This window comes from Paraburkholderia sp. WS6, from assembly GCF_030464835.1.
Lineage (GTDB): Bacteria > Pseudomonadota > Gammaproteobacteria > Burkholderiales > Burkholderiaceae > Paraburkholderia > Paraburkholderia madseniana.
On record NZ_JALQCK010000057.1, the window covers coordinates 18,991 to 44,470 of the forward strand.

Consider the following 25,480-nt stretch of genomic DNA (forward strand, 5'->3'; position numbering starts at 1 on the left):
GTTACTGGGGATGGCCGGTGACAGATTTATTACGTCCTACGACTCCCTCTAGCTCAGCCTGATAAGGCGCGAGCGCTGCCAGAATCAGTCTGAGATCATTGGTCAGCCGCTTGCAGTACAGCACCCGATCCTGGTCGTCGATCACGGCGACCACGGCGTTGTTCGAGTGCAGATCAATTCCGCTAAACGTCATTTCAGCCTCCTGAACGGGTCGGTTGAGCGTTGCATCCCAACTCTAGACCCTGGCCGCCCCCTTCTCTGGGCGGCCAGGAGGCCTTTCAATGATTATCAATCCGGAAGTCCCGTGTAGGCTGGGTTTTCCAGGACGAGTTGATTAATTATCTTAATAGCGCGGTCGGCTGTGCATCCGCAACTCCGCTCTTACACCGCGTCGCGCGCGTCGCGAATGGCCGTTATCGGGAGGCGCGAACGCCTCTTGTCGACCCACTGCCGCCGGTCGCGCTGTCAGGGATTCAACGGCAGGTAACAGAGTGGTCCGGTCATCCAAACCAGCTTCTCGGGGACAGCAGTTCGGCCAAACCGGACCTTCGCTCCTCGCAGTTGAGGCCGTTCGGCAATGTCCGCTTCCTGGCGGCGCGGATAGGAGTTTATCGACCACAAGCGGATCTCTGCCACACCTGGCCGCGATGTTTTTCAGTTGAGCTTCCTGCGCGAAAAGTGGCGCACTAGATGTCTCGTCTAGCCGGGCATGGAGGCAAGCGACTGCCCTTTCCTTCAGATAACCGATTGATCGCCAGTTCCATATCTTCTTCGTGAACGGTGTCGCCGCCAACGCCGGCGAACCGACAGTGTTTCGCAGCAGCATCAAGGACCTCGTCCGGCAGACTCGTCGCCAGAAGGTAAGTGGAATAAGCGCCGAATCCTATCGCGACAAGGCCAAACATAAGCAGATCCATCAAAGCCTCTCACATGTTTCAAGCGAGCTCGACCATTACGAACTCGGCTTTGCTCACAGCACACTCTGGACAGGCCCAGTCGGGGGGACATCCTCCCACGGCGTGCCGGATGCTATGCCATCCTCAGGGATACCCTCGGCTTGTTTACAAATGAATCCGCAAACGACGCACTGCCAGGTCTTCATTGTGTGGACCTCGTGAATTACTGCGGCATCGATATCCTTCGATGTAGTCCGCGGCATAGGGGCAACAGACGTTACGACTGACGTGGCGGTACAGCGCGTCAAGCTTGTGCACAGTTATTCAATTCAACTCGACCGCGTCGTTGACTCGCACCGTGCCGATCTGCACCGGCTCCGCGTACACGCCGATGGTGCCCGCGTTATGCCGATAGATCGCCTTCAGGACAGACATGTCCTTGGGCAAGTCTCCCTGGGCAAGCGTCGTCATCACACATCGTTGCGTCGGCTGTTTCACCTGCAGCACCACCTGGCCTATGCGCAACGTTCGACCCACCCATGTGTTCTCGACGAAACCTTCCGCGCCATCGGTACGGATGACGAGGTTAGGGCGAAAGCGACGGCTTTCGATGCGGCTGTGCGGCACCGTTTTTCGCAAGGCGTCGATGGTCGACGTCGTCAGGATATGGATTAGCCCGATGTCGAAAAACGTTCCTGGCGGGGAGATCTTGTCGAAAACGAAGTCGCGATCGGACACGCCCTCGACAGTAGGCACAAAGCCTTCGAACCCCTTGTTCGATTCATCGGGACGCACAAGACGCACGCGTTTGCGCAGCGCTGCGGACAACGTTTGCTCCGCATCGCCGGATGTGGATTCGATCACATCGCCATTGGGCAACGCGATGTACACCGGCGGCACATGCTCCGGCGAAACCGGGGGCGACGTGTAGCGGGCACGGTAGGCAAACATCTCCGGCCACTTTTGGGGATGCTTCGCATTGACGAGCTTATTGGTCTCGACATCGATGAGCGAGTAGGCGCGATCGCCCGCCACTCCGCGCGTGGTAATCGCGACTGAGTTGAGTTCCTCACCCATCATTGACTTGACGGGATATCGGTGAATCGATGCAACAATGGCTTGCGATGGTGACATGGCAAACGCTTCCTGTTCTTGCGCGGCCGAGGCGCCACGCTGAACTACAGGCTACTGCCTTAACACCTTTGCGACGCGCAAAAGCTTGCAGTGGATTCTGCCAACCCGGCGTTGAATTCTGCCATGTGTGGTCGTGTGCGCTGCATTTGACGCTGGCCGCCCACAATCGTGAAACGACAAACCGGTCGCCCAGGCAAAGTTCGACGAAGCAAGCTGTATCGAGCTTGTGTGATCGCCTGAGTCGCATGAGCCGTACTCCGGATTTCGTAGGCCGGAAACTCAGTTGGCTGTCAAATCGGCTGACCATTCAGCGTCCTGTGCCGAACCGGACGCCCGATGCGCGGACGAACGAGGCGCCGGTTCTGAAATTCCGGAGTTGGGACGCGCACATCGACCCGGGTCACCGGCAACCCGATCGTATCCCAGCGTTGCGTCGGATTTGCGCTTAGAAAAAGCTGCGTCGCGCCGGCGCCCTTATCGAAGCAACGGATCGATAAGGGCTATTCGCGAGGCTCCATGTCCCCACGTTCCGGAATAGGCTCGAGAAGTGCGAATGTCCGGATTGGCCGATCAACCGCCTGTTGTTTCGCGTAAGTGGCCGACAGGGCGTCGGCCTTAGCGGATGTTCCGGTGCCGCCCCTGTTGAGGCTGCTACAGGTTAGCTGCCGTCGCCGGGTTGGCCTATCATGCATGCATATAGCCGAGCCTTTTCCTTAGCCGCGGAATTGCAAAGTCGAGAAAGGCGCGCAGCTTCAGCGGTATCTGGCCTTGGCTGGCATACATGAGGCTGACCGGCGCGGGCAACGGCTCATAGGCCTCCAGCAGTTTCACCAGCGTGCGCGATTTCACCAGGTTCCCAATCTGGTACGACGCGACCCGGGCAATTCCGGCACCATCAATCGCGGCAACGAGCGCCGCCTCCACCGAGTTCACTACAAGCCGGGACGGGACCTGGATAGTTTGTAATGTCCCTTTCGAGCGGAATTCCCAATCGCTTCCGATCCCATACCCTTCGTATGCCACGCAGTCGTGCGAGACTAGATCTTCAGGCTTTTTTGGCACGCCACGTTTCTTCAGGTAAGCAGGGCTGGCGCACAGCATCTCTCGAACCAGCCCTATTCGCGTGCTGATCAAGCTACTGCTCGGCAGTGCTCCAATACGTATCGTCAGATCGACGCGGTCTTCCAGCAGGTTGACGAACCGGTCGGTCAGTTGCACGCCCATGCGGATCTGCGGGAAGGCACGCAGGAATTCCACGATCACCGGCAATACGTGGATGCGGCCCATCACCGGCGGCATGCTGATGATCAGCTCGCCCTGCGGCGCATGATATTCACCAGATGCCGTGCGTTCGACTTCCGCAATATCTTCCAAGATCCGCCGGCATGACGCGACGTAGCCGCGCCCGGCCTCGGTCAATGTCAGCTTGCGGGTGCCGCGCACGAGCAGGCGGATGTTCAGGTGCTCCTCGAGTTCCGACACCCGTCGGCTGACTGTCGCCAGAGGAATGCGGAGCTTGCGGCTGGCAGCAGAGAGGCTCCCCGTGTCTATCGCCGCCAACAGAATGGTCATCGCTTCGAGTCGATCCACAGCCTTCCACCAGTGAGAGGGTGCCTTCCGATTTTACCGTCTAGTCGACGGATCGAGAGAGGCCTAGATTGTGCGTCCAATCGCCGCGCATATGCGTGTTTCACTACCCAACGCAAGAGAGCTCTCCATGTCGAATGCACAGTATCCCCCCGGTCGCACTGGTTACCTGCTCGTCGATCCCTACAATGATTTCCTTTCCGAAGGCGGGAAGGTGTGGCCCCGGATAGAACCGATTGCCCGGCAGGTCGGCCTTCTCGAACATCTGCGTTCGTTGGAACGTGCTGTGCGCGCTCGGGGCATCCCGGTGTTCTTCGTGCCGCACCGCCGCTGGGAGGCGGGCGATTACGAAGGCTGGGCTCATCCCACGCCCAGCCAGCAGCTCGTCATGCGTGGCCATCACTTCGCAAGGGGCGAATGGGGTGGGGATTGGCATCCGGATTTCACGCCGAAGGCTGGCGACATCGTAGTCGCCGAGCACTGGGGCTCCAGCGGCTTCGCCAATACCGACCTGGATCTGCGCCTCAAGCAGAAGGGCATCACGCATGTGATCATCGCTGGCCTGCTGGCCAATACGTGCATCGAAAGCACTGCCCGCTACGCGGCGGAACTCGGCTACCACGTCACGCTCGTGCGCGACGCCACAGCTGCACTTGCGCCGGAAATGATGCATGCCGCGCACCAAGTGAACGGCCCCACATTTGCCCACGCGATACTGACCACGGATGAGCTGGTCGCATCCCTGAATTGAGGAGCCGAACATGAAGCGCTTTCTTGCCGCATTTATGACGGTCCTTGCATGCTCGGCATCGGCCGGCGCAAGTGCTACTCCGCAAGGCGAAGCAGAGCTCGTCCGTCCCTTCCATGTGCATGTCCCTGACGCCGAGCTCTCGGATCTGCGCCACCGCATCGCGGCCACGCGCTGGCCTGACCAGGAGACGGTGGTGGATGGAACCCAAGGGGCGCAGCTGACGCAGCTGCACGAACTGGTTCGCTACTGGGGGACACGCTACGACTGGCGTAAAGCGGAGGCTAGGCTCAATGCACTGCCGCAGTACGTCACGACCATAGACGGGATCGACATCCACTTCATTTGGGTGCGCTCCAAATACCCGAATGCGCTGCCGATCATCATGACGCATGGATGGCCGGGCTCCGTGTTCGAGTTCCTCAACGTGGTTGGCCCACTCACTGACCCACCTGCATACGGCGGAAACGCCGCCGATGCCTTCGACGTCGTCATCCCGTCGATTCCCGGCTACGGATTCTCCGGCAAGCCGACCGGCGCCAGGTGGGACCCCGACCATATCGCGCGGGTCTGGGCGCAGTTGATGCAGCGCCTCGGGTACACGCACTACGTTGCCCAAGGCGGCGACTGGGGGGCCCCGATTACCAGCGCCATGGCGCGGCAGGTGCCGCCGGGACTTGCCGGCATCCACCTCAACCTGCCCGCAACGGTGCCACCGGAAGTGGCCGCGGCGCTCGCTACCGGGGGACCGGCGCCAACGGGACTCAGCGAGAAGGAACGCGCAACCTTCGACGCGCTGCTCGCATACGCCAAACAGGGGAATTCGGCCTACGCCACGATGCTGGGCGCCCGACCGCAGACGATCGGCTATGGCGAAGCGGATTCACCGGCTTTCCTCGCGGCATTCATGCTCGGGCATCCTGGTTTCGCCAACTGGGCCTACGGTGCTAATCCACAAATGGCGCCGACAAAAGACCAGGTGCTGGACGACTTCACGTTGTACTGGCTGACAAACAGCGCTACGTCCGCAGGGCGACTCTATTGGGAAAATATGGGGCGAAGCCCGTTGATCGCGGCCGCCCAAAAAACCAATGACATCTCGCTACCTGTAGCCATAACCGTATTTCCGGAGGATGTCTATCGGCCCCCTGAGACGTGGGCACGGCGTGCTTATCGAAAGCTCATCTATTTCCACGAGGCGGACAAGGGTGGCCATTTCGCCGCCTGGGAGCAGCCGCAGCTTTTTTCCGAAGAGCTTCGCTCGGCATTCCGGTCGCTGCGCTAATTCTGGAGGAACCCAATCATGAGACGAACGGCTTTAATGCTGATGGCGACGATGGCGCTGGCCGGCGGGAGCGTCTGCACGCTTCACGCGGCCACGGATGCGGGCGGAGCGTACGTTTCGAATGACGTAACCCTTCCGGCCGGATACCGCGAGTGGACATTGATCTCAGTGGCGCGAGAAGAAGGAAAGATCGACGATCTACGCGCGATCCTCGGCAACGAGGCGGCGATCAAGACGTTGCAGGAAAGCAAGTACCCGATACCGAACGGAGCGATCATCGCGCGCCTGGCATGGAGTTATGACGAACTTGAGGAAAGCGCCAAGGCGTTTGGTCAATCCCAATCGCATGTCGCCGGACATCCCAAGAATGGAGTCCAGTTCATGGTCAAGGACGCGACGAAATATGCATCGACGGGCGGCTGGGGCTATGCCCAATTTGACCCGGGCAAGTCCTACAACACGGCGGATCAACACGCCTGTTTTGCCTGTCACTCGGTCGTAAAAAATCGCGACTTCGTTTTCAATCGCTTTGCGCCAGACCTGAACGGGACTCAACCATGACCTTTGAGACGATCGAGGTACACCGCGATGATGCGGTTCTGTTCGTGGATATTTCCGCGCCGCTCCTGACTATTTTATCTCCCACATCGTTTTGGCGCGGGTCAAGGAATATCGGGAGGAAGCCGCGAAGCTGACTGGCGAAGTGTCAAACATGTTGCTGTTTCGCCATATGAGCGCCAGCCGGCTCGTCTACAGCGCGAACATCGCGGCGCGGGTAGCGAGTTTGTGCTGGCGTGCGAAATGCGCTCTGCGGCGTACGAGTCTGCCTGCTTCGGTCAGATGGAACTGATATCTGGCGGGGGCGCGGTCCAGTGCCTCACAGGCGTGATGGACCGCGGCCGGGGCGCACGAGGTGATGCTGAGCGCGTTGGACTATGACGCGGAAGTCGCGGAAAGTTATGTTGGATCAACCGGGCGCTACCCGTGGGAGGTGCGACGAATTCCTCTCATGGGTCGCGCAACGGATCATGAGGTTTCCGGCCGCCGGACATGGCGTGGTCAAAGACCGCGTCAATGCCATCGTGCACGCATCCACTGACAATTTCCGCCGCGATTCCGATCTCTTCGGCGAGAACCTGCGTTACCGGGGGGGCAACGTCTGATAGGCGCTGCAATTGGCGCGAGGGTTTCAAACCCGGGACGTGGAACTGACGCTGTCCCGGATCCTGTGCGATCAGATGGCCCCGGTACCCGGTCCCTCAAAGTGCTCCCGTAACCACTTCTTGTTCAACTTCCCGACGCTGGTTTTTGCGAGAGAATCGACGAACCTTATGATCTCGGGAACGGCGTATTTCGAGATCATTCCTTTGTTGCTATAAGCGAGCACATGTTCACGAATATCAATGGCGGTCACGGGCGCAACACTATCTTTCTTCAGAACGACTAGGGCGGCTGGACGCTCTCCCCACTTTTCATCCCTGATTCCAATGACCGCCACTTCCGCCACCGCAGGATGCGCTGAAATCAGACTCTCGACCTTAATCGATGACACCCATTCGCCGCCCGATTTGATCACGTCCTTGATTCGATCTGTGACCTGCAGATACCCATCCCTGTCGATGCGACCGATGTCCTGAGTATGAAGATACCCCCCCACCCAAAGGCTCTCGGAAGCTTCCGGATTGTCAAGATATCCCTGGGTAAGCCAAGGCGCCCGTACCACGATCTCACCACTACAGAGACCGTCGCGTGGTACGTCGTTCATTTCGTCGCCAACAATACGAAGATCAACAAGTGGCACAGGTAGTCCCGTCTTGCACCTCATGCCGATCTCGTCATCAAGTCCCAGAGAATCTCGTCCGGGCTTTAGCTGAGCGAGAGTAAGGATTGGACAGGTTTCGGACATTCCGTAAGCTGAAAACACGTCAATCCCACGCTCACGCGCCGTTTGCGCGAGCCCCTTCGACAGAGCACTACCTCCGATCACGACCTTCCACCTGCTGAAGTCCGTCTCGTGCGCACTGGCACAATTCAAGACCATGTGAAGAACGGTGCCTACGCAATGCGAAAACGTCACTGCCTCGTCGGTGACGAGCTTGACTATGTACCGGTCGTATAGAACGTCGTCGCCCGGGTATTCTCATCAAAGTCGGGAAAATCGTATGATTCGGCGCTGAGGGAAAGCAGATGCTCGTACTCACCAGAGAACGAGCGCTCAACCACTTTCGCCTCATTCCCGTCGTCAGACATCAAGACGAATATTTGGACTGCCTTGATCTCGCCGCGGATCGCCTCCAGAATCGATAGAAAATCCTTATGCACCAGAAGCACTTTTGCGCCGGCATGATTGATCGTATAGGCAATCTCAGCGGGCGAGAGGCGCACGTTCACCGTTTGAAGTACGGCCCCCATCATCGGTATCGCAAAGTAGCATTCAAGATAGCGGTGGCTGTCCCAATCCATGAGCGCCACGGTCGTGCCCGGACGCACACCAAGCGAGTGCAACCCGTTTGCCAATCGCGCGATACGGGTGCGTAGATCCGCATAGGTCATACGCAGTCGCCCTTGGTAGACAATCTCCTGGCCCACCGCATGTGTCAAAGAGGTATGTAAGAGATGCTTGATCAATAGTGGATAAGCGTATGACATAGCCATTCGTCCGTCTGCCGGATTGTGCATTTCCATTTCCTTCGTTATTTCAGTGCGGAGCGGGCGTTCATCTGTCTCATGTCTGCTCCCGTGTCCTCTGCTTTCTCTGATTACCTGTCGGTCTTGCGTGCTCAACGCTGCGGTGCCTCGTCCCGCACGACGTTGCTCAACACTCCGAGCCCTTCGATCTCGACCTCGCACACGTCGCCATCGCGCATGATCAGTTTGGGTTCGCGCGCCCAGCCGATGCCGGACGGTGTGCCGCTGACGATGACGTCACCCGCTGCGAGGGTGATTGCTTCGCTGATGATCGAAATAAGGGAGGCCGCATCGAACAGCATGTCGTCGGTGTTTGCGGACTGGACGACCGTGCCGTTCAGGCGCGTCTCCAGCTTGAGGCCCTTGCCGCCCGCCGGCACTTCGTCGGCCGTGACGAGTGCAGGTCCGAATGCACCTGTGCCGTCGAAGTTCTTGCCGACTGTCCACTGCGGCGCTTTGAACTGGAATTCGCGCACCGAGCCGTCATTGAAGATCGAGTAGCCCGCCACGCAATCGAGTGCCTTCGCCAGCGGAATGTGCCGTCCGCCGCTCTTCAGCACCACGGCCATCTCGCCTTCGAAGTCCAGGGAATCGGAGACGAGTGGGCGGATCATCGGCGCGCCGTGTGCGATCAGGCTGGTGTTGAAGCGCGGAAACAGTGTCGGATAGGCGGGCTGGTCGTACGGGCTTTCCTTCGTGTGGTCCGCGTAGTTCAGCCCGACGCAGATGATCTTGCCGGGCTTCGTCAACGGCGGCAGCAAGGTGACCTCGCTGAGCTGGTATTCGGCGGCGGACGCGTGCTGGGCGTTCGCGAAGGCGGTCAGATCCTTCCCCTCCGCCAGCAGTTGCTCAAGCGTGGCAACGCCCAGTGACACGATCGTTGAGCCCTGGAGCACGCCGAGCTGACGTTCCTTCCCATCGGGCGAAAAATTGACAAAACGCATTGTTTCTCCAGATCAGGTGAGGTGGCGGCCGCATGTGCTCCGCCGACGCATACAAAAACTAGTTTCTTAATGATACTTGAAGACTTATACAAGTTGCATAGTGAAACTACATAGCGAGGCGTTTTGCCAAATTATCCCGGTAAAATGCACGTCATGCCAGTTGTCCGATACAACTACCAGTGCAAAAGAGGTTGCAACATGAAACTTAAAGTGCTAATGTACGTTCCATCGGGGAATGCGATGAAGTCAGTTGTGAACAACTGGATCTTGGCGGGAGGTTTGACAGATGAAACGTGTGAGTTTTCAAGGTGATGGATGCCCAGTGGCGCGTTCTCTCGACGTGATCGGCGATTTGTGGTCAATGCTGATCATTCGGAGCGCCACCAACGGCGCGAGGCGGTTTAATGATTTCCAAACCAGGCTCGGTGTCGCGCGGAATATTCTTACCGCTCGTCTTCGAGTGTTGGTCGAGCACGGAATCCTTGAGCTTGTGCCGGCATCCGATGGGACCGCCTACCGGGAGTACGTCCTGACCGCTAAAGGGCGTGGGCTGTTTCCCGTCATCGTTGCACTGCGGCAGTGGGGCGAACAGTTCCTATTCGAAGACGGGGAGCCAGAGTCAGTGATGATCGATCGGGAGCAGCGCCAGCCTGTAAGGCGACTTGAGCTACGTGCGGCCGACAATCGGCTACTCAGCCTCGAAGACATCGAGGTCATGCAGGTGAGTCCGAAAGGACCGCAGAGCCAGCCTGGACTTGCGGCGGCGGAAAGTAATCGACGCGGTTCTTGAGCGAAATAATTAGCCCGTCCGAGCGGCGAAGCGTATGGAGAAGACTATGGGTACTGGCGTCCGGTTGGTGGTCGGCACAGGAGGCTTTGCGGCGTGGCAAACCGACGATTTTGGCGAGACTTGGCAGAGATCGCCAGCTGAGGGTGGAATCTATCCTGAATGTAGGGTTTGGGGCGTCGTTAGCGATCGGATGGACCCCAAGCGAATCTTCATCGGAACGGACATCGGCGTCTATACGTGGATCGATGCTGAAGCGCGTTGGCAGCATTTGCCTTCGGTCCTGGATCTAAGCCCAGTTTGGGTGCTGGAGCAATCGCCGCACGATCCCAACGTCTTTATCGCTGGTACTCAAAATCCTGCCGCGCTGTTCCTCTCGAAGGACCGGTGTCGCAGCTGGGAGCGGTTGGATGTCGTTTTCGCCGAAAGATGCGCATTAGTGGGATCGCCCCGTGTGACGCACGTTTTGTTTGACCCCTTTGACCCGTTGACCATTTGGGCCGGCGTCGAGATTGATGGGGCCTACCGTTCGACAGATGGCGGGAAGACCTGGACGCGGATCAGCAACGGGCTTGTCTCTGAAGACCTGCATTACCTTGCGCACGTCAATGCCGGCGGGCAGAGGAAGTTATTTGCCACTACTAATAAAGGCCTGCACAAGAGCTACGATGGTGGAGATAGCTGGATTCCTGTGCCACTGGATACGCCTTGGCCCTTTCTCCGGGAACTCGCCGTCGCCGAGGACAACAGCGGAGTCATGTTTCTGTGTAATGGGAATGGCCCGCCGGGCTCGACCGGTAAGCTGCTGATCAGCCGGGATTGGGGCGAGACCTGGTCACCATCGCCCCTGCCCAAGACACCGAACAGCACGTTGTGGAGCATTGCAACAAACGCTGCTGATCCGAACCTGATCTTCGTTTGCTCCAATCTAGGTGAGATCTACCGGACACACGACAAAGGTGAGACGTGGATCAAGCAAGATCGTGAGCTTGGCGAAATCCGCAAGATGGTCTGGTTCCCCGTTTGATACCCCGAGTGCCACAGATATGACTTTCCTGATGCCAATAGCAGAGGATGCGACGCAGTTGGGCTTCGCCGCAGAGCCTCTGGCACATCTCGATGCCCTCATCCGACGCCATGTAGCCGAAGGACGCTATCCGGGATGCCAAATCGCACTCGCACGCCATGGCCGCCTGGCGTTCGCGAAAACATACGGCACGGCGGTTATAGAGTCCGCTACGCCTGTTGATGACCGAACACTCTGGCAGCTCTATTCGGGAACGAAGCCCCTTATCGCGGCTTTGCTATGGGTTCTTGTTGAAGAGGGGCGGATTTCCTTCGCAGATCGCGTTGCTGATCACCTTCCAGGTTTTGGTACAAACGGGAAGGGAGAAATCACCATCCTGCAGTTGTTGACCCATCAGGCGGGCTTTCCAAGCGCGGTCATCAGCGAAGCCGCATGGCAGGACCACGCGCTCCTTGCCAAAGAAGTCGCGGCGATCGAACTCGAATGGGAGCCGGGAAGCCGAACCGTGTACCACGTGCGCAGCGCACACTGGGTTGCTGCCGCGCTGGCGGAAGCAGTTACCGGCAAAGACTTCCGCGTCGCGCTAAAGGAACGCGTCCTGACACCACTCGGGCTGGAGCGCGATATCGTCGTGGGTTTCGCAGGGATAGAAAAATCGCGAATCGCTCCGATGTATGCCTGTCGCGATGACGGCTCCATCGGCCAGATTGAGAGCGAGAACAGCGCCTTATGGCTTGAGGCCGGAATTCCGTCGAGTGGTGGTTACGCTACCGCACAAGGGCTCGCGGCCTACTATCAGATGCTAATCAACAGTGGCGAGTTCTCTGGCGTACGCCTGTTTTCTCCGCGTCTCGTTAGCTATGCGACGCAGAATTTCACAGGGGAGCGGGTGGACGAACTATTCAAAGTTCCGATGCGGCGCGCGTTGGGGCCTCACGTTCGGGGCGAAGCACCCTTGGTCCGCTCTTTGGGTACCCTTGCTCACCCGCGAACGATTGGCCAAGGAGGGAACGGGTGCTCTGTTGCGTGGGGGGATCCCGATTCAGGCGTGTCGTTCGCATATCTTACCAATCTCCGAACAAGCGAGCCGTGGCATTCCGCTCGCCTCGAGTACGTGAGCAATCTCGTCCACTCGGCGATCCGCTGACGCCGCAAGGAGATCTATCAATGAAGTTCCGGCAGCGTGGCCCGGTTCGCGCGGAAGGATCCGACATCTGGGACAAAATCGACGAACAGCGCCAGATTTTTGACGGGTCTTGCGGGCCCTGTAGTGATCTGACCAACTTTCCGATGAGCGGCAAATCCATGAGAAGGAGTGTGAACTACGACTATGTGGTCGTCGGTGCCGGTGCAGCTGGTTGTGTGCTCGCCAACCGGCTTTCGGCCGACCCGGCCGTTAGCGTACTACTGGTCGAGTCCGGCGGGCCAGACCGGAACCCAATCTTGCGGATTCCGGCACTCACGGCACTAGCGTTCAGCCTACGCCAATATACAAGTCACAACCAAACCGAACCGATCCCGGAACTTGGGGGCCGGAAAGTGGGCTGGCTAGAAGGTCGAGTCCTTGGGGGTTCCTCTGCCGTAAACGGGATGGTTTATGTGCGCGGGCATTCCAGTTTTTACAACCAGTGGCGTGACCAGGGATGCGTGGGATGGGGTTTCGAAGACGTGCTGCCCCTGTTCCGCCGAATCGAAAGCCATGCCCAAGGCGCCGGGAGTTCTTGGCATGGTCTCAAGGGACCGATGCACCTCGAGCGCGCGCGGTCGAGCCTGCCGATCTGCGACGCATTCCTTCGTGCGATGGCGGACGATGGCCTGCCGCTCGTCGACGACCTTAACGCAAACCCAGAGGAAGGCTTCGGCTATTACGACGTGAATATCAGCCAGGGTCGTCGGTGCTCAGCGTCCGCCGCGTATCTAGCCCCTGCGCAACGTCGAGCTAATCTGGTGGTCAAGCTTCACACGCGCGCGCGCCGGATACGGTTTGAGAATGGTCGGGCTGCGGCAGTCGAACTGGAGACTCGCGAAGGTACCGAGACCGTTCGAGCTCAACAAGAGATCATCATTTGCGCTGGAGCGGTTAACACTCCGCATCTGCTCATGCTGTCTGGAATCGGACCGGCCGATCAACTACGTAGTGCCAATATTCCCGTCGTGGTTGACGCTCCGGAGGTTGGCCAGAATTTTACGAACCACCCCACAATCCGCCTAACCTACTCCGCGTCAGAACCTGTCACCGCGCGAAAGTACGCTACTCCAGGAGGAATGCTCGGTGCTCTCGGTCAGTATATTGCTCATCGTGATGGATTTCTGGGCGAGGCGGTAATTCCAGTTGGAGGATTCCTGCGCTCGGGCCCCGGCACGGACGCGGCGGCCGACCTACAGGTCAGCTTGATTCCGGCCCTTCTTCCGCACTCGGCTTCGAAACTGAGCGACCTTATGCCAAAGGAGCACGGTTTCACTGTGTCAGTAGCTCTTGGTACTCCTGAAAGTCGAGGTAGTGTAACGCTCGCCCCTGGGGATCCTGGTTCACGGCCGAAGATCTTCGGTGGCTATCTGACGGTGCCGGGCGACTTGTCCCGTCTGACTTCTGGTCTGCGCCGGGTCCGAAATATCATGCGCGGTCGCGCGATGGCACCGCTTGTTGCATCGGAACTCATGCCGGGCGTTAAGGTCCCCGACGACCAACAGGACCTTGAAACCTTTACGCGAACCAATCTTGCCAGCAACTCTCATCCAGCGGGGACCTGTCGCATGGGGAGCGACCCTCGGTCTGTGGTGGATCCCTGTTTGCGGGTAAGGGGCGTCGAGGCGCTGCGGGTTGCTGACGCCTCGATCATGCCATCACTGCCCAACGGGAATCCACAAGCCGCCGTCCTCATGATCGGCGAGAAGGCAGCCGAGTTGATCGCGGCCGCAAACGCCTCCTTAAGCCGGAGTGCAGTGCGTCAGATGAAGGAGTTCAAACATGCTTGAGGTGCGACCCCTCGCGGTGGTGACCGCCTATTCTCAGCTGCCGGGATCCGGGCCGAGCCTGACCGGCGGCGCCGCGGCCGGCACAGGCGCCCTCTACGCCGACCGCTTGGCCAAACGGGGGTATGACCTGCTCCTTGTCTCGCGTGATGCACGGCGACTGGATTCGCTTTCGGACCGTCTGCGGCGCGAGACGGGCGCTGAGATCACAGCGATTTCGGCCGATCTCAGCGTACCCGAGGATGTGGCGAGGGTGGAATCGATTCTTGGCGACCGTGGGGACATCAGTCTTCTGGTGAATAGCGCGGCTGCTGCGGCTCCTGGCGGTTTTGCCGCCGCAGCACCGGAGACGTTGGACCGATTGATCCAGGTAAACATCTCGACCCTTGTTCGTCTTACCGCCGCGGCGCTTCCTGGCATTCTGTCGGCGCATGGGTCGATCGTCAATCTCACGGCGGAATCGGCTTTCGCCCCACAGCTTCCTGCTGGCCTCTACAGCGCTTTGAAGGCTTTTGTCCTTACGTTTTCGCAGTCCCTGGCAGAGGAACTCGCAAACTCAGCCGTTTTTGTGCAGACGGTGATTTTACCGATCACTCAGCGAGAGATCTGGGAGTTGAGCGGACGGCCGGAGGATGAGCCGGACCGTCATGCTTTCGACGTCGGCGCTTTGGTCGATAGCGCGCTCGAGGGGTTTGACCGACAAGAGCGGATGACGTTTCCGGGGCGAGATGTAGGAGGACGATGGCAGGAATTCACTCAAGCCTCTCAGGCTTTGGCGGCCGGCCTACCTGAAGCGCGTAAGCGATAAAACCCGCCATACTCAGTCGCTGACTCCGCCGCGTTTAATCTAGATTTAGTACTCTTAACAGATGGAGAAAATACCATGAGCGAATACACGACGTTCAAGTTCGAGGTGGATAACAATGTTGCAAAAGTAACGTTCTCGAATCCGCCGATAAACCTTATTGACGATGCAATGAATGCCGATCTCGGCCATCTCGTGAAGATGCTGGAGGCCGATCAAGATCTGGATGTCGTCATTTTTCGTAGCGACAATCCCGAATATTTTCTTGCACACTTCGACATCGCACCCGGACCTGCTCGCGTCATTCCTTCGCTTGGCGCAGCTTCGATGAAGTCGCATTTGCACACACGAATCAGCAACCTCCGACAAGTGACGATTGGCGAGATTCGGGGGCGCGCACGCGGCGCGGGCAACGAGTTGCTGCTGGCGCTCGACATGCGTTTCGCGTCCAGGGAGAAGGCCGTCTTTGGGCAGCCGGAAAGCATTCTGGGTCTCGCGCCTGGCGCGGGCGGCAGCATCAGGTTGGCCCAGTTAATGGGCCGCGGTCGAGCGTTGGAAGCCTGCCTTTCTGGGGACGACTACGACGCCGACACGGCCGAGCGGTACGGTTGGATTAATCGCGCGCTCCCGGACTCGGAACTCACCGACTTCGTCGATCGCCTCGCGGGGAGGATCGCCAGCTTCCCGAGGACGGGTCTCGCAAGCGTCAAATCGATCATCAATCGCATCAACGCGCCCGACAGTGCGACGCTCATCGAGGAGTCGCACCGGTTCGTCGCCGACCTGAAGAACCCGCAGGTTCGCGAACGCCTAATCTGGATGCTACAGAACGGCGGTCAGACGGACGGTGAACTGGAACGTCATCTCGGGCGTGATTTGGCTAAATATCCGGAACAGCTCAACGTTGAGCCGTAATTAGGTCCTCGCGGCGCACTTCAGAGGCGAGTTCTATGAACGATTCCCAGGAAGTCGGGGACTGCTCACAGGCGGTCCGTGGAACTCGCCTCTAAGTATCGGAGTCGCTGCATCTACTGAAAACATAGAGTCTGCTGCTAGCGTACTTGCGCTCATCGAAAACGAGCGGGCGCGATAACGTCAATACGCATGCGCCAATTACCAATCACTGGAGACGACGCAAAATCACGATAACGCCATAAGGTGAGTGACGCCTTGGGTATGGGGGGCTGTTTCCTTCGTCAACTCAGAATGATAAGAAAACGAGACGAAATGCCAGTCGCCAACCGTTACTGCTAGCGAGTCTCGGCAAGATTGCGTACGAGAATGCGCTGTGCGCCTCGTTGCCTTGATCCGTTGCACAGCATGGGGATTTTCCGACCAATGCTAACGGCGTGCCTGCCTCCCCGGTGCGCTGGATGCGAAGACGCTCGAGTTTGACGCAATTGCCGCCGATGTGTCGTGCACGCAAATGTACGCAGCTGGCGTGCGATGCCACATCGCAAGACGCTGGAGTTGGGCACCACTCGCGAGAAGATCACCGCCGCATGATCCAAAGGAGACAAAATGAAATTGAAGTTGATCACCGCTGTAACGCTCACGTCGTTCGCCGGTGCGGTACAGGCACAGTCGTCCATAACGCTCTATGGCGCCGTCGATTCTGGCTTGCTGTACCAGAGTACGTCTGCCGCGTCGTTCAAGCCGAACGCACCCAATACAGGGCACGTGTTCCGCTTTAAGGATGGCGGCATCTATTCGAGCTTCTGGGGGCTGAAGGGCAGCGAAGATATCGGTGGCGGATACAAGGTCAACTTCAGGCTTCAGGGCTCTTTCGATAGTGGCACGGGAAAGTTCGCCCTGAGCGATACACCCGGTGTTCCTGCGGTGTTCAATCAAGTCGCGTCCATTGGCGTATCGGGTCCGTTCGGTACATTCGACGCCGGCCGCCAGTACGCGCCGATGATCTCCGCGATGTCCGACACTGATGTGCGCGCAGGGCGGTACTTCGGCAGCATTATGACGGCATGGCTTGGCATGAACCAGGCAGCGGGCTGGCCCGGCACGAGCACCAACGGGCTGATCGGTGCGCTGTATGACAGCAATGCGCTGGTGTATCAGTCGCCGAAATTCTACGGTGCTTCGTTCGCGCTCGAGTACGCGCCAGGCGGCGTGGCAGGCCAGCTGCAGGGTGGCACGCGCGAGTCGGCCGTGCTCAAGTATTCAAACTACGGTCTGAACCTGTCCGCCGTATATTACAACGGCCACGACACCAATCCGTTTTCGGTCAATCCGGCTACCGGTGCAACTGTCACCGCACCGGCGACGGGGCTGAACAACAACCGTTTTTACTATATGGGGGCGATGTATACGTTCCGCGGCTTTTCGGTGTCGGGCTCGTACAGCAACGGCAAGAATCCCGCGAACAACAGTCACGTCAATTTCGATCTTTACTCGGTGGGCCTTGGATACAAATTTAACTCCGCATTCGGGGTCACGTCCGGCTTCTACTACCTGAAGGACAAGAACAATTCGACCAATCACTCAAGCGAATTCGCAGTGGGCGCCGAATACTACGTATCCAAACGCACATTGGCCTACGCACAGGTGGGATATGTCGACAACAAGGGCACGATAAATCAGACACTCGTGTATGGCCAGCCTGTTGCGCCAGGCAAGTCGACCACAGCAGCGATGATAGGCGTGCGGCATAGCTTCTGATTTTGGAACCCAGAGAGAACTCGACGATGACAAAATACTCGTCGTTGTCGGGAAGAATCGATGGACGCTCGCGACGGCGAGGTGCGTGAAGTGATGAGCAGATACATCGAACGCTACATTGAAGTACTCGAAAATTCACTTGGCGGTGAAGATGATTCCCGGGCCATAGTGGCGGTTAGCGCGATGATTGGAGCCGTCACTGTTTCGCGGGTGATGCGGATGCCAAGCGCGCAGACCTTATTCTTAGCGCCGTTCGCGAGCCTCTGTTGGGGTTCGTCAGCGAAGGGGATCAGGAGAGCGGCTCCGCTCAATAAGTCCACGTGCTAGACCCTGCCGGGCGCGGCCGGCGATCTTCAGGAGACGAATATGGATCTGGACTTGGTGCACTTGCTCGTTGAAATCGTGGACTCCGGTTCGCTATCGCGTGCCGCGTCTCGCCGAGGCGTGACGAGGTCGCAGATCAGCAAGTCACTCGCCAAACTGGAGAGCCAGGCCGGAGCGCAGCTACTGCGGCGGTCGACACGCCACTTGGAACTCACTGGCCAAGGGGCACTTCTTTACGAGCACGGCGTGCGCATCCTGCGCGAACTCGAGGCCGCCAAGGCGAGCATTGACGACCTCGCAGGATCCGTTCGCGGCCACATCCGCGTCAGTGTCCCTTGGGGACTCGGCGACGTATTTCTCGGTCAGGTCTTACTGGGTTTTCTCGCGCGTCACCCACGAGTGACCATCGACGTATCGTTCTCGAACCGCGTGCAGGACCTGATCGCGGCGGAGATCGACGTTGCTTTGCGCATTACGTCGACACCTCCCATGGACTCGATTGCACGGGATCTTGGTCCCGTCGAGTGGCGTCTCTATGCGTCCCCAAATTATCTCGCCAGCATAGAGAGCATTCCCCATCCCAGCGATCTTGCGAACTGCGCGTTGCTGTCCATACCGACACCTAGCCGACGCTGTGTGCTCCGCCTCCAGCGAGGTTCGGAAGAAGTCCGCATCGAGCTAGCACCACGTCTGCAGTCGCAGCACTTCATGTTTCTCGTGCGCGCGGCGGTCCAGGGAATGGGCATCGGTGCATTTGCTTCGTACATGGCCGAAGGCGAGGTCGCTGCCGGTAGACTTGTACGAGTATTGCCTGATTGGACGCTTGATGGCTTCGGCGGGAATTTATATGCGATCAGGACGGCGAATCAGAGACTTCCGAGAGCGACGCAGGCATTAATTGATCATCTTAGCGAACACATTCGAGGCCGGGACCTCGACAAGCTCTGAGACCACCCTCCACTCGATCCGAAGACGCGACTCATCGGAAAGTGAACGATCGCCTGATCGGAGCTTCTGGCAGCGTTCGTTTGCGACTTGGACATCAAGCCGCCGATCGGAACGTTGCGATAAGCATGCACTGATATCTTCCCCGAATCCCGCGCTTGGGTTCTGCCCGCTCGCCGCGCCTCACGCCGACACTCGCGATTGTTGGCAGACGCGCAGCCCCCATTGCGTCGCGCATGGAAACACGTTGGTGAACGCGTGAGGGATTGTCAGCGAAATTACCTCCCCCCACAATGACACAACTCCAATTCCACACAGCACTGAAATGTTCGAGAAAGATCACTTTGCCGGGCGCAGAATTCTTGTAACCGGGGGCGGCACCGGCTTGGGACTTGGCATGGTCGAGCGACTCGCCGCACTGGGGGCCGAAATCCATATTTGCGGCAGGCGTGGAAGCGTTCTCGCAGAAGTGGCTGACTCCCTGGAGCGGCGTTTCGGGGGGCGTGTCGGCCAGCACGTAGTAGACATTCGAGACGCTGCTGCGGTGGATGGGATGGTCGAGCGAATCTGGCGAGACCACGGCCCTCTCGATGGTCTTGTGAACAACGCTGCAGGAAACTTCATCAGTCGTACGGAAGATCTATCTCCCAATGGGTTTAACGCCATTTCGGACATCGTCTTCAAAGGAACGTTCTTCGCGACCCAAGCTGTTGGGAAGCGGTGGATTGCCACGGGTCATCCAGGCGCGATCGTGTCGATCGTGGTGACCTGGATCTGGACGGGGTCTCCTTTCGTCGTGCCCTCGGCGATGTCGAAGGCCGGCGTCGATGCAATGACCAAGTCGTTGGCGGTCGAGTGGGGGCGGCATGGCATCCGGCTGAATGCCATCGCGCCTGGCGTCATTCCGACGGAGGGCGCGTCCGCGCGGCTGCGCCCTGGATCCCAGCCTCACGAGTCGCCGTCGCGGCCCAACCCGACGGGCAGAACTGGCACACCTCGTGATCTGGGCACATTGGCTGCGTTTCTTCTTAGTCCGGAAAACCACTGGATCAATGGGCAGACGATCGCCCTTGACGGCGGCGACTGGTTGGCGCACGGCGCTTATTACAAGCAGTACTTCAACTGGACCGAGGCCGAGTGGGCGGAAGCGAAGGCCCGCATCCAGGCAGCAAACGTGAAGGAAAAAAACCTGCGCAACCGGGGAGATGCGGCTCAATGACGGCGGACTTTTACTGTGCGGACCGGTTGATCCCTTCCGACGAGCTCGAGCTTCGCGCCCGCAGGTTGGCGGGCGGGCTACGTGAGAAGAACATCGGGCCTGGCGACTCGATCGCGATTCTGGCGCGCAACCATCCCGTCTACGCAGACGTGATCCTGGCGTGCCGTTTGATGGGTTGTTTCTACTGTCCAATCAACTCGCACCTGACTGCACGGGAAATCGAGTTCATTCTCGAGGACAGTGGCTCAAAGCTTCTTATCGTGCAGCACGAGTTGGCGGATCGCGTTCCGGAATCGGTACGTTTCGAACTTCCGACGCTGGTGGTGGGCGGAGGTGGCGAACAAGGAGAGCGCCACTACGAGCGCTGGCTCCAGACTCAGATTGAATTTCCTGGTAGCACCGACGCACCTGGAAGTCACATCCCATACACGGCTGGAACCACCGGCAGACCGAAAGGGGTCGTCCGACTGTCCGTGCGCAGCGAGGAGCGCGTCGCAAAGCGTGCGATGTACGGAAAGCTGATGGCGGATGCGTTCGGAATCATCCCAGGCGGGCGTGTCCTCATGCCGGCGCCGCTCTATCACAGCGCGCCGTCGATCATCGCGCAAACCGCGCTTGATGTGTCTGAGCGCCTCGTACTCATGCCTCGATTCGACGCGCAGGCTCTTCTTGAAGCGATCGAGGTGCACCGTATCACGACCCTTTACCTGGTGCCAATCATGTATTCGCGCCTGCTGGCAGTTCCGGAGGATGTGCGGTCCCGGTACGACATCAGCTCGCTGAAGTTCGTCGCATCGACGGGTGCGCCCTGCGCGCCAAGCGTGAAGCGCCAAATGATCGAGTGGATGGGGCCGATCATTCACGAGGCTTATGCGTCCAGCGAGGTCGGTGCGATCACTATCATCAATTCAGAGGAAGCGTTGCGGCGCCCGGGAAGCGCAGGGCGCCCTCTGGAAACGGCTGAAGTCCGAATCATGGACGCTCAAGGCAACGCGGTGCCACCGGGATCGACGGGCCTCATCTACGTCCGACAGCTCGCCTATCCGGACTTCACGTATCGCGGGAACGATGAAGCTCGCCGAAGCATCGAGCGGCAGGGCCTCGTCACATTGGGAGACATGGGGCATGTCGATGACGAGGGGTACCTCTATGTCAGTGATCGCGCGACCGATATGGTGGTCTCCGGAGGGGTGAACATTTATCCCGTGGAGGTCGAGCATCAGCTTGTCGCCTATCCCGGCATCGCCGATTGCGCCGTATTCGGAATACCCGATTCACAGTTCGGAGAGAAGCTCATTGCGGTCTTGCAACTGGAGCCGGAGCGGAACATCGACACGAACGCTCTGATCGAATGGTTGAGAGACAGGATCGCTGGATTCAAGATCCCGCGGGTGTTCGAGACAGTGACCGTCCTGCCCAGGGACGAGAACGGCAAGATCGCCAAACGCCGGCTGCGCGAGCCCTATTGGGCATCGCACGAAAGAGCAATCTAAGGAGACTTCAATGCTCAGCAAACGCAGGACACGTTCTGTTGTTGGCACTCGCATCGATCACGCCGCCGTCGCCCCTGTAACTGGGGACGTGTTGTCGCAGGAAAGAACAGCAGACTCAATGGATAAGACATGAGGACGATTGAAATGCCTGAGGCGCTCGACACGACAGCGCAGTGGCTTCACGACGAGGAGCTGGTTGGTAGCCGCCTGGCGACCACCAAAGCGCTGGAGGGTAAACCTGATGCAGCCTCCGCCGCGGAGCAGTTGGACGGACTGACGATTGTTATGCGCATGTTAACCGGCGAAATCCCCCAGGCGGCGATGTGCGAGACGTTGAATTACGTACTGATCGACGCCGCCTACGGCCGCGCCTTGTTCCAGGGACGCCCCCGAGACGCCTTCACGAATCCCCATCTGACGATGCACGGCGGCTGGAGCGCGACGCTTCTGGACTCCGCGATGGGTTGCGCGGTTCGCACCGTCCTGCCTGCCGGACGCGTCTATACGACGATGGATCTCACGGTGCGGTTTATCAAGGCGGTATCAAAGAAAGTCACAGTACTTAGGGCGGAAGGCACGGTGGTTCATGCCGGCCGGCGTGCCATCGTGGCTGAGGGTCGTCTGTTTGGGCCGGATGGCACGCTATACGCGATGTCCAGCGGCTCGTGCATCACCTTGCCTTCCGAAGCGTGAATGGCTGCCATGTCAACACTGCCGGGGTTACCCATGAAGGATCAGGAGCAGGAGACGCTTGATGCGTGCCTTGATGTGCTCGACCGATTCATGATCGCGCTGAACGCGCACGACGCGGTTGCCATGGACGCGACGATGCATTTTCCGCACATCCGTTTTGCAGAAGGTCGTATCAAGGTCTATGAATGCGCCGGGAGTAATCCGATGGACCTCTTTGCACGGCTTGAGGCGGAGGACGGATGGAAGTTCAGCACCTGGCGCACTCGCAAACTCGTACAGTTCAGCGATACGAAGGCTCATGTCGCCCTCAGTTATACGCGATTCAGAGACGATGGTTCCGTGATCGGCATCTATGATTCCCTCTATGTGCTGACGAAGGTCAAAGGGAACTGGGGCATTCAGATGCGCTCCAGTTTCGGCGCCTGACAGGAATTAGCCCTTTCAATTGCGGATCGACGATGGCCAAGTCGCTGTGCTGCAAGCACCGGCGCCATTAGCCCGGCAAGTCGATGAACTCTGGCAATAACCAAATGACCGAAAGCTCTTAACATGAAGCGTGAAGCCGTATTTGTCGCCACCGCGCGAACCCCGATCACAAAAGCCCACCGTGGTGAATTCAACCTGACAAGTGGGCCAGAGCTTGCCTCGCTCGCTGTCCGTGCCGCGGTGGAACGCTCGCGAATCGATCCAGCGCTGATCGAGGACATCGTTCTCGGCTGTGGATATCCAGAGGGTACGACCGGGCGCAACGTGGCGCGCCAGACAGCAGTCCGAGCAGGACTTCCTGTCGAAGTGGCGGGCGTAACCCTCAACCGGTTCTGTGCGTCCGGGCTAAACGCGATCGCAGATGCAGCGGCACGGATCATCACGTATGGGGCAGAAGCGATGATTGCCGGTGGCGTGGAGAGTATTTCAAACATTCCATCTACGGCGAACGGTCAAGCGACGACGGATATGTGGATCCTCGCAAACATGCCGCACCTGTACATGTCGATGATCGAAACCGCGGACGTTGTGGCGAGGCGCTATGGGATATCGCGCGACGCCCAGGACCAGTTTGCACTGACGAGCCAGCGAAGAACTGCCGCTGCGCAAAAGGCCGGGCGCTATCGGGACGAGATCGTTCCGTGCACCGTGACAATGAGTCAGAAAGACAGGGTCACGGGCGAGGTTAGCTACAAGCAGGTGACTGTAGAGGCCGATACGTGTAATCGTCCCGATACGACGCTTGAGGGCCTGGCATCTCTTCAACCTGTCCGCGGCGCTGAGGAATTCGTGACGGCAGGAAATGCGTCGCAACTGTCCGACGGAGCCTCTGCGTGCGTGCTGGTCGAGGCTGGCGCGGCCGCACGAGAAGGTCTGGAACCCTTGGGTGCTTTCCGCGGCTTCGCCGTGGCGGGGTGTCAGCCCGACGAGATGGGGATCGGGCCTGTGCTGGCTGTCCCGAAGTTGTTGGCCCGCAATGGCCTCACAGCTAATGATATCGGGATGTGGGAATTGAACGAAGCGTTCGCGTCTCAGGCGATCTATTGCCGGGACTCATTGGGGATCCCAGACGAATTGCTGAACGTCAACGGAGGCTCAATTTCCATCGGGCATCCGTACGGTATGACCGGTGCGCGGCTTGCCGGACATGTCCTGATCGAAGGCCGGCGACGCGGCGTGCAGTTCGCGGTCGTCACGATGTGCGTTGCAGGCGGCATGGGAGCGGCCGGGCTCTTCGAAATATTCCACTGAGGGGCAAGCGGGTATCCCGCGCAGAAACTAAATATTCGGAGACAAATATGGGCAGCACAGTACCAACAGCAAATTCGATTACAGGCGCGGCCGAGGGAGAAAGTGGGCCAGTGGCTGATCGGCGACGGATTCGCCGCGCTGTGATTGCTAGTGGATTTGGCACGGTCGTGGAGTACTTCGACTTCAGTCTCTACGCGTTTTTCGCAACCACGATAGCCGACACTTTTTTCCCGGCAGGTAGTCGGACGACCGCCCTTCTCTATACATTCGGTATCTTTGGCGCGTCCTTCGTGATGCGTCCGCTCGGGGGCATTTTGCTCGGTCACATCGGCGACAAAATCGGTCGGCGGCCCGCACTTGGCCTGTCCGTCGGAGGCATGGCGTTAGCGAGCGCGTTGATCGGGTGCGTGCCTTCGTATGCAGAAGTTGGAATGGCTGCGCCGCTTTTGTTGCTCTGTTTGCGTTGCGTCCAGGGTCTTTCTGCGGGTGGTGAAATTGGCGGCGCACAAGCGTACGTGATCGAGGTCGCGCCTGACCGTGCACGGGGATATTTGACTGGACTCGTGAGTATGGGAGTGTTGGTCGGTACTTTGTTCGGCGCATTGAGCAGTGTTTTCATGCATACGGTTTTCGATGCGAGAGCGCTAGCCGCTTGGGCGTGGCGCCTGCCGTTCCTTATCTCATTGCCCTTGGGAATTGTCACGCTTGTACTGCGGTCGCGGATGGAAGAATCGCAGGCGTTCACGCGTATCGAGGAGAGCGGGGCCGTCGAGCGCATGCCCGTCATGACCATACTGCGGGACAATCTGCGCGAAGTATTGATCGTGTGCGGTGTGTCGAGTGGAAACTTAATGCTGTTTTACATGACGCTCGCCTACATGCCGACATACTTGCAACGTGAACACTTGATGTCAGGTACGGCTGCAGCATGGTCGACCGCCATGACGCTTCTCGGGGGCATGCTTACGATACCGTTGTGGGCACGATTGTCGGACCGGCTCGGCAGGCGTCCGTTGCTTCTCATTGCTTCATTTGGCACGGCGTTGGCGGCGTATCCCGCGTTTCTAGTTATGCCGTGGTCCGTCACGACCGCCGCAATTGCACAGATAGCGCTAGGCCAGTTAGAAGCGATTTGGTTGAGCGTTGCCTATGCAACGTACTGTGAGCAATTCCCAACGCGTGTCCGATCAAGCGGCGTCAGCCTCGGCTGCAACCTGAGCTCGATTATTGCTGCCGGCCCCGCGCCCTATGTCGCCACATGGCTCATTCCGGCCATCGGCCGGGTGCACGCGCCGGCGCTGATGCTTATCGTTTTTGCGCTTATCTCCGCCGCGGCTGCATGGGTTTCGCGGGAGACTGCTGGCCAGTCACTTCAAGGAGAATGACTTTTCTCTGTGAGGAGCAGCGGTCGGTGGCAGGCGACCTGCTGACGCTTGCGGTCGGAGCAGTCGTAGGCATGGTGGCGATGTTGTTCGTCAGCAAGAATATTTCCCGCGAATGGAACCAACGCCAGAGTGAGCGA

22 protein-coding genes and 2 pseudogenes are annotated in these 25,480 nt (G+C 58.8%); 18 read left to right on the top strand and 6 right to left on the bottom strand.

Going from position 1 to position 25,480, the window contains the following annotated elements; all coding sequences use genetic code 11:
• Position 1: 1 nt before the first annotated feature.
• The 4 genes and pseudogenes from M0D64_RS40225 to M0D64_RS40240 all read right to left on the bottom strand — a co-directional run bounded on the left by M0D64_RS40225 (position 2) and on the right by M0D64_RS40240 (position 3,620).
• Complete coding sequence (locus tag M0D64_RS40225) at positions 2–193, bottom strand: hypothetical protein (RefSeq protein WP_266261751.1); 192 nt, start codon at positions 191–193, stop codon at positions 2–4.
• A gap of 742 nt (positions 194–935) precedes the next feature.
• A pseudogene (locus tag M0D64_RS40230) lies at positions 936–1,102 on the bottom strand (rubredoxin).
• Between the two features lie 118 nt (positions 1,103–1,220).
• Positions 1,221–2,030, bottom strand: a complete 810-nt coding sequence (locus tag M0D64_RS40235) for an MOSC domain-containing protein (RefSeq protein ID WP_201138912.1) — start codon at positions 2,028–2,030, stop codon at positions 1,221–1,223.
• A gap of 684 nt (positions 2,031–2,714) precedes the next feature.
• A complete protein-coding gene (locus M0D64_RS40240; RefSeq protein ID WP_266261752.1) occupies positions 2,715–3,620 on the bottom strand; it encodes a LysR family transcriptional regulator in 906 nt (301 codons plus the stop codon).
• Positions 3,621–3,747: 127 nt separating this feature from the next.
• Between M0D64_RS40240 and M0D64_RS40245 the strand changes: the two genes are divergently transcribed.
• The 4 genes from M0D64_RS40245 to M0D64_RS40260 all read left to right on the top strand — a co-directional run bounded on the left by M0D64_RS40245 (position 3,748) and on the right by M0D64_RS40260 (position 6,813).
• Positions 3,748–4,368, top strand: a complete 621-nt coding sequence (locus tag M0D64_RS40245; protein WP_266261753.1) for a cysteine hydrolase family protein — start codon at positions 3,748–3,750, stop codon at positions 4,366–4,368.
• A gap of 10 nt (positions 4,369–4,378) precedes the next feature.
• On the top strand, positions 4,379–5,650 hold the full coding sequence (locus M0D64_RS40250; protein WP_266261754.1) for an epoxide hydrolase family protein: 1,272 nt from the start codon (positions 4,379–4,381) through the stop codon (positions 5,648–5,650).
• An 18-nt stretch (positions 5,651–5,668) separates the two neighbouring features.
• The gene (locus tag M0D64_RS40255) at positions 5,669–6,211 is read left to right on the top strand and encodes a cytochrome P460 family protein (protein WP_266261755.1); all 543 of its coding nucleotides are present in this window, start codon (positions 5,669–5,671) and stop codon (positions 6,209–6,211) included.
• Positions 6,212–6,609: 398 nt separating this feature from the next.
• Positions 6,610–6,813 carry a hypothetical protein gene (locus M0D64_RS40260; RefSeq protein WP_266261756.1) on the top strand — a complete coding sequence of 68 codons (204 nt, stop codon included), beginning with the start codon at positions 6,610–6,612 and terminating at the stop codon, positions 6,811–6,813.
• Positions 6,814–6,884: 71 nt separating this feature from the next.
• On the opposite strand, the pseudogene M0D64_RS40265 reads toward M0D64_RS40260, so the two are convergent.
• Positions 6,885–8,329 (bottom strand): annotated as a pseudogene (locus tag M0D64_RS40265) (AMP-binding protein).
• Between the two features lie 101 nt (positions 8,330–8,430).
• A complete protein-coding gene (locus tag M0D64_RS40270; RefSeq protein ID WP_266261757.1) occupies positions 8,431–9,282 on the bottom strand; it encodes a fumarylacetoacetate hydrolase family protein in 852 nt (283 codons plus the stop codon).
• 286 nt (positions 9,283–9,568) lie between these two features.
• On the opposite strand from M0D64_RS40270, the gene M0D64_RS40275 reads away from it, so the two are divergent.
• The 14 genes from M0D64_RS40275 (at position 9,569) to M0D64_RS40340 (ending at position 25,343) form a co-directional block, all read left to right on the top strand.
• Positions 9,569–10,072, top strand: a complete 504-nt coding sequence (locus M0D64_RS40275; protein ID WP_266261758.1) for a helix-turn-helix domain-containing protein — start codon at positions 9,569–9,571, stop codon at positions 10,070–10,072.
• A gap of 46 nt (positions 10,073–10,118) precedes the next feature.
• Positions 10,119–11,096, top strand: coding sequence for a hypothetical protein (locus M0D64_RS40280; protein WP_266261759.1), 978 nt, complete (start codon positions 10,119–10,121; stop codon positions 11,094–11,096).
• Positions 11,097–11,115: 19 nt separating this feature from the next.
• Complete coding sequence (locus M0D64_RS40285; protein ID WP_266261760.1) at positions 11,116–12,243, top strand: serine hydrolase; 1,128 nt, start codon at positions 11,116–11,118, stop codon at positions 12,241–12,243.
• A gap of 20 nt (positions 12,244–12,263) precedes the next feature.
• Positions 12,264–14,072, top strand: coding sequence for a GMC family oxidoreductase (locus tag M0D64_RS40290; RefSeq protein ID WP_266261761.1), 1,809 nt, complete (start codon positions 12,264–12,266; stop codon positions 14,070–14,072).
• On the top strand, positions 14,065–14,877 hold the full coding sequence (locus M0D64_RS40295) for an SDR family oxidoreductase (RefSeq protein ID WP_266261762.1): 813 nt from the start codon (positions 14,065–14,067) through the stop codon (positions 14,875–14,877). The genes M0D64_RS40290 and M0D64_RS40295 overlap by 8 nt, the downstream gene beginning before the upstream one ends.
• 75 nt (positions 14,878–14,952) lie before the next feature.
• On the top strand, positions 14,953–15,789 hold the full coding sequence (locus tag M0D64_RS40300) for an enoyl-CoA hydratase/isomerase family protein (RefSeq protein ID WP_266261763.1): 837 nt from the start codon (positions 14,953–14,955) through the stop codon (positions 15,787–15,789).
• A 606-nt stretch (positions 15,790–16,395) separates the two neighbouring features.
• Positions 16,396–17,547: a porin gene (locus M0D64_RS40305; protein ID WP_266261764.1), complete on the top strand. Its 1,152-nt coding sequence runs from the start codon at positions 16,396–16,398 to the stop codon at positions 17,545–17,547.
• A gap of 366 nt (positions 17,548–17,913) precedes the next feature.
• The gene (locus tag M0D64_RS40310) at positions 17,914–18,819 is read left to right on the top strand and encodes a LysR family transcriptional regulator (RefSeq protein WP_266261765.1); all 906 of its coding nucleotides are present in this window, start codon (positions 17,914–17,916) and stop codon (positions 18,817–18,819) included.
• A 322-nt stretch (positions 18,820–19,141) separates the two neighbouring features.
• Positions 19,142–20,035: an SDR family oxidoreductase gene (locus M0D64_RS40315; protein ID WP_266261766.1), complete on the top strand. Its 894-nt coding sequence runs from the start codon at positions 19,142–19,144 to the stop codon at positions 20,033–20,035.
• A complete protein-coding gene (locus tag M0D64_RS40320) occupies positions 20,032–21,528 on the top strand; it encodes an AMP-binding protein (RefSeq protein ID WP_266261767.1) in 1,497 nt (498 codons plus the stop codon). Before M0D64_RS40315 ends, M0D64_RS40320 begins: the two co-directional genes overlap by 4 nt.
• A 144-nt stretch (positions 21,529–21,672) precedes the next feature.
• The gene (locus M0D64_RS40325) at positions 21,673–22,221 is read left to right on the top strand and encodes a PaaI family thioesterase (RefSeq protein ID WP_266261768.1); all 549 of its coding nucleotides are present in this window, start codon (positions 21,673–21,675) and stop codon (positions 22,219–22,221) included.
• A gap of 33 nt (positions 22,222–22,254) precedes the next feature.
• The gene (locus M0D64_RS40330; RefSeq protein ID WP_266261769.1) at positions 22,255–22,647 is read left to right on the top strand and encodes a hypothetical protein; all 393 of its coding nucleotides are present in this window, start codon (positions 22,255–22,257) and stop codon (positions 22,645–22,647) included.
• A gap of 123 nt (positions 22,648–22,770) precedes the next feature.
• Complete coding sequence (locus tag M0D64_RS40335) at positions 22,771–23,958, top strand: acetyl-CoA C-acyltransferase (RefSeq protein ID WP_266261770.1); 1,188 nt, start codon at positions 22,771–22,773, stop codon at positions 23,956–23,958.
• Between the two features lie 47 nt (positions 23,959–24,005).
• Positions 24,006–25,343 carry an MFS transporter gene (locus tag M0D64_RS40340; protein WP_266261771.1) on the top strand — a complete coding sequence of 446 codons (1,338 nt, stop codon included), beginning with the start codon at positions 24,006–24,008 and terminating at the stop codon, positions 25,341–25,343.
• Positions 25,344–25,480 lie beyond the last annotated feature (137 nt).